13 protein-coding genes are annotated in these 13,247 nt (G+C 64.7%); all 13 read right to left on the bottom strand.

All coding sequences use genetic code 11. From position 1 onward, the window contains the following. Positions 1 to 179: 179 nt before the first annotated feature. Positions 180 to 953, bottom strand: a complete 774-nt coding sequence (gene tatC / locus ACWHY3_RS03735; RefSeq protein WP_448127584.1) for a twin-arginine translocase subunit TatC — start codon at positions 951 to 953, stop codon at positions 180 to 182. Next, positions 950 to 1,378, bottom strand: coding sequence for a Sec-independent protein translocase protein TatB (tatB, locus tag ACWHY3_RS03740; RefSeq protein ID WP_448127585.1), 429 nt, complete (start codon positions 1,376 to 1,378; stop codon positions 950 to 952). Before tatB ends, tatC begins: the two co-directional genes overlap by 4 nt. Positions 1,379 to 1,383: 5 nt before the next feature. Next, the gene (gene tatA, locus ACWHY3_RS03745) at positions 1,384 to 1,665 is read right to left on the bottom strand and encodes a Sec-independent protein translocase subunit TatA (RefSeq protein ID WP_071231840.1); all 282 of its coding nucleotides are present in this window, start codon (positions 1,663 to 1,665) and stop codon (positions 1,384 to 1,386) included. A gap of 39 nt (positions 1,666 to 1,704) precedes the next feature. Continuing rightward, complete coding sequence (locus ACWHY3_RS03750) at positions 1,705 to 2,046, bottom strand: phosphoribosyl-ATP diphosphatase (protein WP_087717664.1); 342 nt, start codon at positions 2,044 to 2,046, stop codon at positions 1,705 to 1,707. Positions 2,047 to 2,171: 125 nt separating this feature from the next. Continuing rightward, positions 2,172 to 3,794 carry a ubiquinone biosynthesis regulatory protein kinase UbiB gene (gene ubiB, locus ACWHY3_RS03755; RefSeq protein ID WP_087717665.1) on the bottom strand — a complete coding sequence of 541 codons (1,623 nt, stop codon included), beginning with the start codon at positions 3,792 to 3,794 and terminating at the stop codon, positions 2,172 to 2,174. After that, a complete protein-coding gene (locus ACWHY3_RS03760) occupies positions 3,791 to 4,414 on the bottom strand; it encodes a ubiquinone biosynthesis accessory factor UbiJ (RefSeq protein WP_087717666.1) in 624 nt (207 codons plus the stop codon). The genes ubiB and ACWHY3_RS03760 overlap by 4 nt, the downstream gene beginning before the upstream one ends. A gap of 11 nt (positions 4,415 to 4,425) precedes the next feature. After that, complete coding sequence (gene ubiE / locus ACWHY3_RS03765; RefSeq protein WP_087717826.1) at positions 4,426 to 5,172, bottom strand: bifunctional demethylmenaquinone methyltransferase/2-methoxy-6-polyprenyl-1,4-benzoquinol methylase UbiE; 747 nt, start codon at positions 5,170 to 5,172, stop codon at positions 4,426 to 4,428. Positions 5,173 to 5,416: 244 nt separating this feature from the next. Then, positions 5,417 to 5,800 (bottom strand): DUF971 domain-containing protein, encoded by a 384-nt coding sequence (locus ACWHY3_RS03770; RefSeq protein ID WP_303853130.1) that lies wholly within the window; start codon positions 5,798 to 5,800, stop codon positions 5,417 to 5,419. Positions 5,801 to 5,939: 139 nt separating this feature from the next. Next, a complete protein-coding gene (gene hslU / locus ACWHY3_RS03775; RefSeq protein ID WP_332778778.1) occupies positions 5,940 to 7,316 on the bottom strand; it encodes an ATP-dependent protease ATPase subunit HslU in 1,377 nt (458 codons plus the stop codon). A gap of 15 nt (positions 7,317 to 7,331) precedes the next feature. Then, on the bottom strand, positions 7,332 to 7,850 hold the full coding sequence (hslV, locus tag ACWHY3_RS03780; RefSeq protein ID WP_303856887.1) for an ATP-dependent protease subunit HslV: 519 nt from the start codon (positions 7,848 to 7,850) through the stop codon (positions 7,332 to 7,334). A 300-nt stretch (positions 7,851 to 8,150) separates the two neighbouring features. Continuing rightward, complete coding sequence (locus tag ACWHY3_RS03785) at positions 8,151 to 8,855, bottom strand: SPOR domain-containing protein (RefSeq protein ID WP_071231847.1); 705 nt, start codon at positions 8,853 to 8,855, stop codon at positions 8,151 to 8,153. A gap of 3 nt (positions 8,856 to 8,858) precedes the next feature. Beyond that, positions 8,859 to 10,544 carry an arginine--tRNA ligase gene (gene argS / locus ACWHY3_RS03790; RefSeq protein WP_448127586.1) on the bottom strand — a complete coding sequence of 562 codons (1,686 nt, stop codon included), beginning with the start codon at positions 10,542 to 10,544 and terminating at the stop codon, positions 8,859 to 8,861. A 372-nt stretch (positions 10,545 to 10,916) separates the two neighbouring features. Then, positions 10,917 to 13,166, bottom strand: a complete 2,250-nt coding sequence (locus ACWHY3_RS03795; RefSeq protein ID WP_303855743.1) for a primosomal protein N' — start codon at positions 13,164 to 13,166, stop codon at positions 10,917 to 10,919. Between the last annotated feature and the right edge of the window lie 81 nt (positions 13,167 to 13,247).

Consider the following 13,247-nt stretch of genomic DNA (forward strand, 5'->3'; position numbering starts at 1 on the left):
ATGCCTTTCGGCACGTCCGCTCCGCCGGTAGCTACCCTACCGGCGGCGAATGACAGAACGATGACAGTGGGTTGGGCGCCCTCAGTATAACAACCGTAATGGCCGACAGGATGAGGGCGGTTGTCGCAGCGGCTTGTCACGAAAAGGCTGCGCGAACGGACCAGTGCTGCGCGAACGAATCAGTCCGCGCCGGTCGGATCTTCTGCGCGACGACGCTGGACGATACGGCCGAAGATGATGCCGACCTCGAACAGAAGCCACATGGGCACGGCCAGCAGGCTCTGCGAAATGATGTCCGGCGGGGTGAGCAGCATGCCGATGATGAAACAGATCAGAATCACATAAGGGCGCTTCTTGCTCAGGCTCTTCACGTCGGTGATCCCGGTCCAGATGACCAGAAAGGTGGCGATGGGGATCTCGAACGCCACACCGAAGGCGAAGAACATCTTCAGCACGAAATTGAGATAGGCGTTGATGTCCGTCATCACCGTGACATCCTGCGGCCCGGTATGCACGAAGAAGCTGAACAGCAGCGGGAACACGATATAGTAGGCGAAGGCGGCACCGCAGTAGAACAGCAGAATGCTGGAGGCGAGCAGCGGGAATGCCAGCGCTTTTTCGTGCTTGTAGAGCCCCGGTGCGATGAACGCCCAGGCCTGATAGAGAATGAACGGGATCGCGGCAAAGATCGCCACCACCATGGTCAGTTTGAAAGGCGCCAGGAACGGCGAGGTGACCTCGGTGGCGATCATCTTCGATCCCGTCGGCAACAGGGCCACCAGCGGGTCGGCGACGAAGCGGTAGATCTCGTTGGAGAACGCGTAGAGCCCGACGAAGATCACCACGACGACGATCACGGCCTTCATCAGCCTGGAGCGCAACTCTATCAAGTGCTCGATCAGTGGCGCCTGTGGCTGCTGTTCATCTGGCGGTGGAGAGGAGGCATCGCTCATCGGGAAGCCGAATCCTTGTCCGCGGGAGAGGAAGAAGGGGCAGCGGGGGGGGCCTCAGGGGACGACGACGGCTGCGGGTCGGCGTCGGAGGTTGCCCCGGCCGATTGGTGGTTGTTCCCGGAAGAAGGCGTCGGCGTCGAAGGAGACGAGCTGCCTTTCGAGTCGCTTTCGAAGTGCTTCTCGACGCCTCGGCGTGCCTGATTGATGCCCTCGTCCAGTTTCTTCTGCTGCTCGGCCAGTTTCTGGCGCAGCTCCTCGGCCTCGAGCTGGGAGGTGATCTCCCGCTGCATGGTCGAGACGCTGCGCTTGATCCGGCCGACCCAGAGGCCGGCGGTACGGGCTGCCTTGGGCAGGCGCTCCGGTCCCAGTACCAGCAAGCCCACGATGCCGATCAGCAGAAGTTCGAAGAAACCGATATCGAACATGTCGGTTACTTGCGCTCGGCCTTGTCGCTGGACGTCTGCGTCTCGTCGGCGCGGCTATCGAAGTTGCTGTCCTGGGTGGTGTGGTTCGCCGAGTCCTGGGAGTGGTTGATGCTATGCTGCGTCGTGCTCCCCTTCTTTTCGTCCTCGTCTTCACCGACGGCCTTCTTGAAGCCCTTGACGGCGCCGCCCAGGTCGCTGCCCACGTTGCGCAGTTTCTTGGTGCCGAAAATCAGGATGATGATCCCGAGGACGATCAACAGTTGCCAGATGCTAATCCCGCCCAGCATAACTTTCTCCTTACCGATGCGCGTTGGCGCGATGATGACTCATGAGTCTCGCTGGCGCGACGCCTTTTCGTCCAGCCCCGAAACGCCGAAGCGCCGGGCCAGTTCCGCCAGTACCTCACGGTGGTCGATATCGAGGTGCGACAGCATGACCAGACTGTGAAACCAGAGGTCGGCCACTTCGCCGACCAGATCCTGGCGGCTCTTTGCATTATCCGCCTCGACATCCTTGGCGGCAAGCAGCGTTTCCGTCGCTTCCTCGCCGACCTTTTCCAGGATCTTGTTGAGGCCTCGGTGATGCAGCTGCGCGACATAGGAACTGTCCGGGTCCGCGCTACGACGGGCGTCCAGTACCGCCGCCAGTTGCTCGAGAGTATCACTCATGAGATGACATTCCTGCTTCTGAGGCTAGATTGGCTTCGAGATTCGAGATTCGAGATTCGAGATTCGAGATTCGAGATTCGAGATTCGAGCTCGATGACTTCGACGTTCGGGTCATCATCATACACTCAGCGCCACGCCAGCAGCACTACGCCCAGGCCGGCCGCGATCAGCACCGGCCACGGTTGCTGTTCCGCCCACGCCAGCATCGGCTGCCAGGCCAGCGCCACGGCCAGCAGAACGGCGCCCAGGCGCAAACGCCTAGCGCGGGGGGCGGCTCGCTGAAAGCGGGCTTCCAGGCTCGTCAGCGCCTCGGTCTGCTGGCGGTTGAGCCGGCGCTGCTGCTCGCGGTCGGAAAGGGCCTGATGCGCGAGCACCGGCAGCTCCGGAATCTGATGCGCCAGTTCCGGCGCGTGCTTCTGCAGTGTCTTCCAGAAGCCCTTGGGCCCGGCGCGCTCGCGCATCCAGCGCTCGAGATAGGGCTTGGCCGTGCTCCACAGGTCCAGATCGGGATAGAGCTGGCGACCCAGGCCTTCGATGTTGAGCAGGGTTTTCTGCAGGAGTACCAGCTGTGGCTGGACTTCCATGTTGAAGCGCCGCGCGGTCTGAAACAGCCCCAGCAGCACCTGACCGAAAGAGATGTCTTTGAGCGGCTTCTCCAGAATCGGCTCGCAAACCGCGCGGATCGCCGAAGCGAACTCGTTGGCCCGCGTGCCTTCGCCGACCCAGCCGGATTCGATATGCAGCACCGCGACTTCGTAATAGTCCTGGCGGAAGAACGCGAGCAGGTTCCGCGCCAGGTAGTCCTGGTCTTCCCGGGTCAGGCTGCCGACGATGCCGCAGTCGATGGCGATGTAACGGGGTTCGGTGGGGTTGTCCCGCGAGACGAAGATATTGCCGGGATGCATGTCGGCATGGAAGAAATTGTCGCGGAAGACCTGGGTGAAGAATATCTCCACACCACGCTCGGCCAGCTTCTTGAGATCGGTGCCCTGGGCGCGCAAGGCATCGATATCCGCCACCGGAATGCCGTTGATGCGCTCCTGGACCATGACCTGACGATGGGTCAGCGACCAGTGAATGGCGGGCACGTAGAGCAGCGGCGAGCTCTGGAAGTTGCGCTTGAGCTGCGAGGTGTTGGCAGCTTCCTTGTTGAGATCGAGCTCGTCGAACAGCGTCGCTTCGTAGTCCTGCACCACTTCCACCGGGCGGAGGCGACGCGCTTCGGGGATCCGGCGCATCAAGCGCGCGAAGGTGTACAGCAGGCCGATATCCTCGCGCATGATGCGATCGATACCGGGGCGAATGATCTTGACCACGACCTGCTCGCCGCTGTGCAGCTCGGCGGCGTGAACCTGGGCGATCGACGCCGAGGCCATCGGCTCGGTCTCGAACGCCGCGAACGCTTCCTCGACCGTCTGGCCCAGCTCGACCTCGACCATGGCGCGGGCGGTCTCGCCGGGGAAGGGGGGGACCTGATCCTGCAGCCGTTTGAGTTCATCGGCGATATCCGGCGGCAGCAGATCGCGGCGCGTCGACAGCATCTGGCCGAACTTGACGAAGATCGGTCCCAGCGATTCCAGCGCCAGACGTAGCCGCTTGCCCCGCGAATGGTCGCCGATCGGGATCAGGCGAACGGGAGCGAAGCGCCACAGCCAGCGAATGACCGGCGGCAGGCGTTCCTGGGGCATCAGGCTGTCGAGGCGATAACGGGAGACGGTCCAGGCGATGCGAAATAGCCGCAAGCTCATGAATGGGACTCCCGACGACGTTGGAGCCGAGCCACTCTGGCCCCGAGGCGATCGACGGCTTGCTGGAGTTCGGTCAGGTGGTCGCGGGCTACGGCCAACTGGTCACGTCCCGCCAGCCAGCGCCGCTCCTCGAACAGATATTCACGCATGTCCTGTTGCCATTCGTTGGCCAGAAAACGGGCCTGACGGTCGAGATGACGGATGCCGCTGGCCACGCCGTGCGCGGTGCCATTGCCCAGGATGCTGGACAATGCGCCTTCCCAGTCGATGTCGAGATCCATGAACAGTGTCTGGATTGGAGTCAACAGCCCCGTCTGGCCGGTAACCGGCAATTGCCCGCTGAACAGCAGGCGCTCGGGCGAGTCGCCCGCCATCAGACGGGTGACGACGTCTCGGGTGACAGTGATTTCGAGATCGTCCGTGTCGTGCCAGTCATGCACGCGCCCCAGCGTGACGCCATCGTCATGAAAGGCCACGCGCAGTCCGAGCCGGGCATCGGCGAAGACCAGGCGCAGGGTATGGCCGGCCAACGCCGCTAGCCTGGCGGGCGATGCGGGGTCACGTCGCAGCAGCGTGTTCAGCGAGCGCTCCAGCGCGACCAGGGCGAATGTATCCAGCATGACGCCAGCCCTCAGAGCTTGATGCCGCGGTGGAGCGCGACGATGCCGCCGGTCATGTTGGTATATTCGACGCGCTCCAGTCCGGCAGCCTGCATCATGCCCTTGAGCGTTTCCTGATCGGGATGCATGCGGATCGACTCCGCCAGATAGCGATAGCTGTCGGCGTCGTTGGCCACCAGCCGGCCCATCTGCGGCAGCAGGCGGAAGGAGTACTGGTCGTAGGCTTTCGACAGCAGGCCGTTGACCGGCTTGGAGAATTCCAGCACCAGCAGGCGTCCGCCCGGCTTGAGAACCCGCGCCATTGAACGCAGCGCTGCGTCCTTGTCGGTGACGTTGCGCAGGCCGAAGGCGATGGTGATGCAGTGAAAGCTGTTGTCCGGAAACGGCAGGCTTTCGGCGTTGGCCTGCACGTATTTGACGTTGTCGCCGACACCGTGGTCGATCAGCTTGTCGCGTCCCACGCGCAGCATGGATTCGTTGATGTCGGCGAGAATGACGCGGCCACTGGGGCCGACCCGTTTCGCGAATTGGCGGGTCAGATCGCCGGTGCCGCCGGCGATGTCGAGAACGCGGTGGCCCTGGCGAACGCCGCTGCGCTCGAGCGTCAACTGCTTCCAGAGACGATGGATACCGAACGACATCAGGTCGTTCATGACATCGTAACGCGCGGCCACCGAGTGGAAAACGTCCGCCACGCGGGCGGCTTTCTCGTCGATCGCTACTTTCTCGTAGCCGAAGTCGGTCGTGCGCTTGTCCATGTGCTTTTCTCCGAGATGACGCGAGCGGCGATCGTGCGCCATTGGGCGGTGATGTCGCTGTCTGGGCGGTGTGCTGCCAGGCGGCTCGAGCGGGTGCGAAAGGCACGCCCGCGGCCGGGGTAAATCGATGTGAATCGACCGAGTCCGCATTGTAGCGTCTGGTCGCAAACTTGTCTTTGCGCATCATGACGCGCCAAAAGAAGACGGCGGCCCGTTGGCCGCCGTCATGCTCAAGGGTCTGGCATCAGACCTGATGGATCTGGATCACGCTGGCCTCACGCGAAGCGCCGGCGCGCTGCAGGCGGGCGAGATAGTCCTCCCACCAGGCTTGCCGATGAGTCGCCATGTCGTAGAGATATTCCCAGGTGTAAAGCCCGGTATTGTGTCCATCGTCGAAATGCAGCTTCAACGCGTAGCGACCGGCCTGGGAGATATCCAGCAGCCCGACGTGGCGCTTGCCCGTCTGCAGCACGGCTTCGCTGGGATGATGACCCTGGACTTCCGCCGAGGGCGAATAGACGCGCAACAGCTCGATCGGCAAGCGATAGCTTTCGCCATCGGGGTAGCCAAGCTCAAGCTCGCGATCGCCCTTGTGGTAGTGAACGCGGTTGGGAACGGGGGCAGGCATTGGAAGACTCCTAGCTTCGACCGCGCCGGAGTTGGGGCGCGATAGAGAGTAGCTTCGAGCGAAGCCGCTTGCCGATGTGACAAGCGGCGGTCATCGTTTCGCGGCTCGCGGCTCGCGGCTCGCGGCTCGCGGCTCCTCGTCAGAGGATATACCGCGACAGGTCTTCGTCCACCGCCAGTTCACCGAGCTTCTCGTTGACATAGTCGGCGTCGATGACCAGCGGGCTGGCGAAGTCGCCGCCCTGGAACGAGGCTTCCTCGAGCAGTCGCTCCATCACCGTGTGCAGGCGGCGGGCGCCGATGTTCTCGGTGCCGTCGTTGACCTGCCAGGCGATCTCGGCGATGCGGGAAATGCCGTCTTCGGTGAACTGGACTTCCAGCCCTTCGGTGCCGAGCAGTGCCCGGTACTGCTTGGTCAGCGCGGCCGACGGTTCGGTCAGGATGCGCTTGAAATCGTCCGGCGTCAGCGCCGTCAGCTCGACCCGGATCGGCAGGCGACCCTGCAGTTCCGGAATCAGATCCGACGGCTTGGAGAGGTGGAAGGCGCCGGAGGCGATGAACAGGATGTGGTCGGTACGCACCATGCCGTGCTTGGTGGAGACGGTGGAGCCCTCGATCAGCGGCAGCAGGTCACGCTGGACGCCCTCGCGGGAGACATCGCCGCCGCTGCCGGATTCGCCGCGCTTGGCGACCTTGTCGATCTCGTCGAGGAACACGATCCCGTTCTGTTCGACCGCTTCCAGCGCGCGCTGCTTGATCTCTTCCTCGTTGACCAGCTTGGCGGCTTCCTCGTCCTGCAACAGCTTCCAGGCGTCCTTGACCGCCACGCGGCGCGTCTCGGACTTCTGCTTGCCCATGTTGGCGAACAGGCTCTGGAGCTGGTTGGTCATCTCCTCCATGCCGGGCGGCGTCATGATGTCGACCCCCTGGCTGGCCGGTGTCACCTCGATGTCGATCTCCTTGTCGTCGAGCTGGCCTTCACGCAGCTTCTTGCGGAAGACCTGACGGGTAGAGGAGTCGTCGCGGCCGGCATCGTACTCGCTGCCCCGCGGGCGCGGCAGCAGGGCGTCGAGAATGCGGTCTTCTGCGGCATCCTGTGCCTTGTGGCGAACTTCGGTCTTGGCCTGCTCGCGCACCATCTTGATCGCCATTTCCATCAGGTCGCGAATGATCGATTCGACATCGCGGCCGACATAGCCGACTTCGGTGAACTTGGTCGCTTCGACCTTGAGGAAGGGGGCGCCGGCCAGCTTGGCCAGACGCCGCGCGATCTCGGTCTTGCCGACGCCGGTCGGGCCGATCATCAGGATGTTCTTGGGCACGATCTCGCCGCGCATGTTCTCGTCGAGACGCATCCGGCGCCAGCGGTTGCGCAGCGCGATGGCGACGGCACGCTTGGCGTCGTGCTGGCCGATGATGTACTGGTCGAGCGAATGGACGATCTCACGCGGCGTCATCGAAGACTGGGTCAGCGCCGGCTGCGTGCTGGCGGTTTCCTGGGAAGGAGTCTGAGACATGGGAATGGGGCCTCGTTACAGCTCTTCGAGCGTGATCTGGTGATTGGTGAAGACGCAGATGTCGGCGGCGATGTTGATCGACTTCTCGGTAATCTCGCGCGCGCTAAGATCGGTATTCTCGAGCAGTGCCCGCGCCGAGGCCTGGGCGAAGTGGCCGCCGGAGCCGATGGCGATGATGCCGCGCTCGGGTTCGACCACGTCGCCGTTGCCGGTGATGATCAGCGAGGCAGTCTTGTCGGCGACGGCCAGCATCGCTTCCAGACGGCGCAGCGCGCGGTCGGTGCGCCACTCCTTCGCCAGCTCGACCGCGGCCTTGGTCAGATGCCCCTGGTACTTTTCGAGTTGAGCCTCGAAGCGCTCGAACAGGGTGAAGGCGTCGGCGGTGCCGCCAGCGAAACCGGCCAGAACCTGGCCGCGATGGAGACGGCGAACCTTGCTGGCATTGCCTTTCATTACCGTATTGCCCAGCGACACCTGGCCATCGCCGGCCAGGGCAACCTGATCGCCACGGCGCACGGATACGATTGTGGTCATGCAATTAACTCCCAATGGCGCGCCGTCAAGTCTGGCCGACGGCGCCGAAAAACCGGTGTCATCGCGTCCGAATCAAAGATGACGGGTACGACGCGATGCAGCATGAATCATCAAGTGCGGGCAGGGCTTGCGGAAATCAAGCCATTGGGGCGTAACGGCGGGAAAGCGGCGAGGCACAACGGGGCAAATGGAAGGGAAGGACTGTGGAGAAAGCCGCGGACGCTGGACGGCCGGCAACGAGTGCCGGCCGTATTCGGTAACGTTCCCGCGAGCTTGTCGCAGGCGCCTGGCCTGCGGGCCTCAGTTCTGCAGGCGCAGCAGTAGCGGCTCGATGCCCTGGGTCACCATCAGATCCTGGGCACGCGAGAGTTCGCGCTTGTCCTCGTAGGGGCCGACCTGGACCCGGTGCCACAGTTGATCGCCGTTGGCGCGAACATCGGTGATCTTGGCCAGCAGGCCGAAGTCCTTGAGCCGGTTGGCCAGGCGCTCGGCATCGCCGAGATCTCGGAACGAGGCGGCCTGCAGAACATAGCGGCCACCGCTGGGCGTCGGCTGCTTGGTCTGGTTCGCGGCGTCGTCGGCTGCGGCTTCCTGCGTCGCCTTGGCGGTCGGCTCCGGCGACGAGCTATCGCTGCTGGGCGCGATGACTTCCGTTTCCGGCAGCAGCGTGTAGAACTCGAACGTCGGCGTGGCCGGCTGTTGTGCAGTGCTGTCGCCGGCATCGGCGTTGCCACCACTCTGCTGGCCCTCGCTACCGCCGCTGGTCTGAGTGGAGGTCGGGCGAGGCACGACGGCAGCGACGGGCTCCGGCGAGGAGCGGTCCAGATACTGCGACAGGGCGAAACCGGCGATCAGGCCGGCAATTGCCCATAGCCACCCCGGAATGCCGCCGAGACCACCGCCTGGACTGCTGCCGGATCGGCGCGGGCGAGCCTTCGTCGTCGCGCCTTTGGGCGAAGAACGAGAGGGGGACGGGCGGCTGTTCTGAGCGGGGCGGCGTGCCATGTCTTACATCTCCTCCGGGGCGCTGACGCCGAGTAGCGCCAATCCATTGCCGATGACCTGGCGTGTCGCCAGACCCAGTGCCAGGCGTGCGTTACGCAGCTCGGCATCGTCTACCATGACTTTCTGGGCGTTGTAGCAGGTGTGGAAGTCGCTGGCGAGCTCGGTCAGATACTGCGCGATCTGATGCGGCTCGCGGGTGCGGGCGGCGCGCTCGACGACATCGGGATAACGCGCCAGACGATTCATCAGCGCCTTCTCCTGGGAGGCATCGAGACGCTCCAGATTGGCCATCGCGATGGCGTGGTCGAAGGTGAGATCGTCGCTTTCGGCCTTGCGCAGCACGCTGCAGACGCGGGCATGAGCGTACTGAATGTAATAGACCGGATTATCGTTGGTCTGCGACCGTGCAAGATCGATATCGAACGTCAACTGGGAGTCGGCGCGTCGTGCGGCGAGGAAGTAGCGCGTGGCATCGCGGCCGACTTCGTCGATCAGATCCCGCAGCGTGACGTAGCTGCCGGCACGCTTGGAGAGTTTGACCTCGACACCGGAGCGGGTCACCAGCACCATCTGGTGCAGCACGTAGTCCGGCCAGCCCTGCGGGATGCCGGCTTCCAGCGCCTGCAGGCCGGCGCGCACACGGGTGACGGTCGAGTGGTGGTCGGCGCCCTGTTCGTCGATCACGGTAGTGAAGCCGCGCTGCCACTTGTTGTAGTGATAGGCGACATCGGGCACGAAGTAGGTGTAGTCGCCGTCGCTCTTGCGCATCACCCGATCCTTGTCGTCGCCAAAGTCGGTGGTGCGAAGCCAGAGCGCGCCGTCGGCCTCGTAGGTGTGCCCGCCGGATACCAGCGCTTCGACCGTCTCCTCGACCCGGCCTTCAGCGTACAGCGACGATTCCAGGAAATAGACGTCGAACTCGACCCCGAACGCCTTGAGGTCGAGATCCTGCTCGCGACGCAGGTAGGCCACGGCAAAGGCGCGGATGGCATCTTCGTCTTCCGGATCGGCCTTGGCGGTGACTTCGCGGTCGTCGGCGGTCACGGTTTCGCCGGCCAGATAGGCCTGGGCGACATCCTTGATGTAATCGCCGCGATAGCCGTCCTCGGGCCAGCCTTCGTCGTCGGGGCCGAGGCCGAGGGCGCGGGCCTTCACCGAGCGCATCAGGTTGTTGATCTGGGCGCCAGCGTCGTTGTAGTAGAACTCGCGGGTCACGTCGAAGCCGGTGGCTTCCAGCACCCGGCACAGGCAGTCGCCGATCGCTGCGCCACGGCCATGGCCGACATGCAACGGCCCGGTCGGGTTGGCGGAAACGAACTCGACCTGCACCTTTTCGCCGGCGCCGATCATGCTGCGACCGAAGGTGTCTCCGGCATCCAGGATCTGGCTGACGATGCCCGCAATGGCATCGGTCGCGGCAAAGAAGTTGATGAAGCCCGGCCCGGCGATCTCCGTCTTGCGGATCGCGTCGTTGTCGGGGAGGGCCGCGACCAGCTTGTCGGCGAGATCGCGCGGTTTGCAGCCGGCCGGCTTGGCGAGCACCAGTGCCAGATTGCTGGCGTAGTCGCCATGCGCCTTGTCGCGGGTCGGATCGACCTTGATCGCCGGACTCACGTCCGCCGGTAGATCGCCTGTCTGCTGCAGCTTGGCGATGGCGGCTTCGAGCAGTTCTGTAATCGTCTCTTTCATGGGTTACTTCGTAGTCGTGGGGCCTGGGCTTGGGGCTCTCGGCCCGACCCGGCGCGGGGTGCCGCGGATCTGGGCGTCGTGGACCTGCCGTCACGACGCGGGAAAAGGGCGGCCATTATCGGTGATTGCGGCATGGCTTTAAACCCTAACCACCGAGCTTCGAGCTTTGAGCTTTGAGCTTCGAGCTTCGAGCTTCGAGCTTCGAGCTTCGAGCTTCGAGCTTCGAGCTTCGAGCTTCGAGCTTCGAGCTTCGAGCTTCGAGCTTCGAGCTTCGAGAAAGGGATTGCGAACTTCGTGAGTTGGCGAGGATCGTTTTCGCGGCACGCGGCACGCGGCACGCGGCACGCGGCACGCGGCTCGCGGCTCGCGGCTTCAGCTCAACGTCATCGGGTCGATATCCAGCGACCAGCGGACGCGTCGCGAGGCGGCGTTCTCCAGCCAGCCGACCAGCCAGGCGCCGGCTTCGTGCAGGGCGCTGCGTTTTTCCGCCGACAGCATCAGTTGCAGGTGATACCGGTTCTGGCGCCGTTCCATGGGTGCCGGTACGGGGCCGAGACAGTGGACTGCCAGGCGGCGTTCGGCAAGCCAGGTTCGCACGGCGTCACCGGCTGCCTCGGCGGTCTCGCGGGCGTCTTCCTCGCGGGTGGCTTCGAAACGCGCCAAGGCCAGATAGCGATAGGGCGGCAGCCCGGCCAGGCGTCGCTCTTCCAGCATCTGATAGGCCAGCGCGTCGTAGCCGCTATCCGCCAGCAGGCGCAGGTTTGGGTCGTCGGGATGCAGGGTCTGGACCAGCACGCGGCCGGCTCGGTCCGCCCGCCCGGCGCGTCCGGCCACCTGCACCAGTAGCTGGGCGCTCTGCTCGAGCGCGCGGAAGTCGCTGGCGTAGAGGCCGGCGTCGGCGTTGACCACGACGACCAGTGTCACGTGGGGAAGGTGATGCCCCTTGGCCAGCATCTGGGTACCCACCAGCAGGCTCGGTTCGCCGCGTCTGATCTCTGTCAGTAGCTGATCGAACGCTTCCTTGCGCCGCGTGCTGTCCCGGTCGATGCGGTAGACGGGCGTGTCGGGAAACAGCGTGGTCAGCGTCTCCTCCGTGCGTTCGGTGCCGGCGCCGAGCGGCCTCAGATCGGCACTGTCGCAGCTCGGGCAGGCGTCCGGCTGCGGTGTCTGGTGTTCGCAGTGATGACAGACCAGCCTTGGCGGCTGGCGGTGCAGGGTCATGCGCGAGTCGCAGTGGCGGCACTCGGCGATCCAGCCGCACTGGTGGCACGCCAGCGAAGGTGAGAATCCGCGCCGGTTGATGAATACCAGTACCTGCCCCTCGGCCTTCAGTGCCTGGCGGATGGCGTCGATCACTGGCGGAATCAGGCCGCCCTGACGCAGGCGACCGCGCAGGTCGACCAGTTCCAGCTTGGCCGGAGCGTGACGGCTAGGACGCTGGGTCAGGCGCAGGTGCCGGTAGCGGCCGCTGCGTGCCTGGGCCAGCGTTTCCAGCGATGGCGTCGCGCTCCCCAGCAGGATCGGCACCCCGTCGCGTTGCGCGCGCGCCATCGCTAGGTCGCGAGCGTGGTAGCGCAGGCCGTCCTGCTGCTTGAACGAGCCGTCGTGCTCTTCGTCGACGATGATCACGCCGGGGCGCGCCAGAGGCGTGAAGATGGCGGAGCGGGTGCCGATGATGATCGGGGCGCGTCCGCTGCGGGCGGCCTCCCAGGCATCCAGCCGCTCCAGGTCGGTCAGCCCCGAGTGCAGTGCCACGACCGGCGCGCGAAAGCGCTTGCGAAAGCGCGATAGCGTCTGCGGTGTCAGGCCGATCTCCGGCACCAGTACCAGCGCTTGGCGGCCCTGTCCGAGCACGCCTTCGATCAGTTGCAGGTAGATCTCGGTCTTGCCGCTGCCGGTAACGCCATGGAGCAGGCAGGGGTGGAAGCGGTCCAGCCCTTCGTGCAATGCGGCCAATGCTGCCGACTGCTCGCGATTGAGCGGCAGGGCGGGTTCGGCCAGCAGCGCCCCCGACCACCCTTCGCCGGCGGTCAGCGGCTCCCGAACGCAGCCGATCAGCGCCTTGTCGAGCAGCCCCTGCAGTTGGGCGCGGGTGTAACCTTGCGCGGTGATGGCGGAGGTGATCATGCCGTGGCGATGCTGGGCCAGGAACTTTACCAGCTCGCGCTGGCGTGGCGCGCGGCCTAGCGCGTCGAGGGCGAGGGCTTCCGAGGTGTTCAGTTTCCAGCGTTCGCGAATCCGGGCCTCGAGCGGCCGCCCCTGGCGTAGCGGGCCGGGCAGGGCATGATGCAGCGTATCGCCCAGCGAATGCTGGTAGTAGCGGGCGGTGAACTGGCACAGCCATAGCCAGTCCGCCGGCAGTGGCTCGTCGTCGAGGCGCTCGGTGATCGGCTTGAGCTGATGGGCGGGCAGTTCGCTGTGCGTGGCGCATTCCATCACGATCCCGACCAGGTAGCGCCGGCCGAACGGGATCTTGACGCGCAGTCCCGGCCGCCACCCGCCAGCGGGCGGTTGACCGGCGGGACGATAGTCGAAGAGACGCCTCAGCGGCGTGGGAACGGCAACGCGAAGAATCCGAGGGGGCGGTGGCGCGCTCTCGGGGGCGATACTGGAATCTGCCAATTGGCCTCCATGAAGAGTTCTGATAAAATACGCCGCCTTCCGACGTAGGGTGCGTCTCTTATCCGTGGTACAGTTATCGCC

This window comes from Salinicola sp. NYA28a, assembly GCF_976982775.1.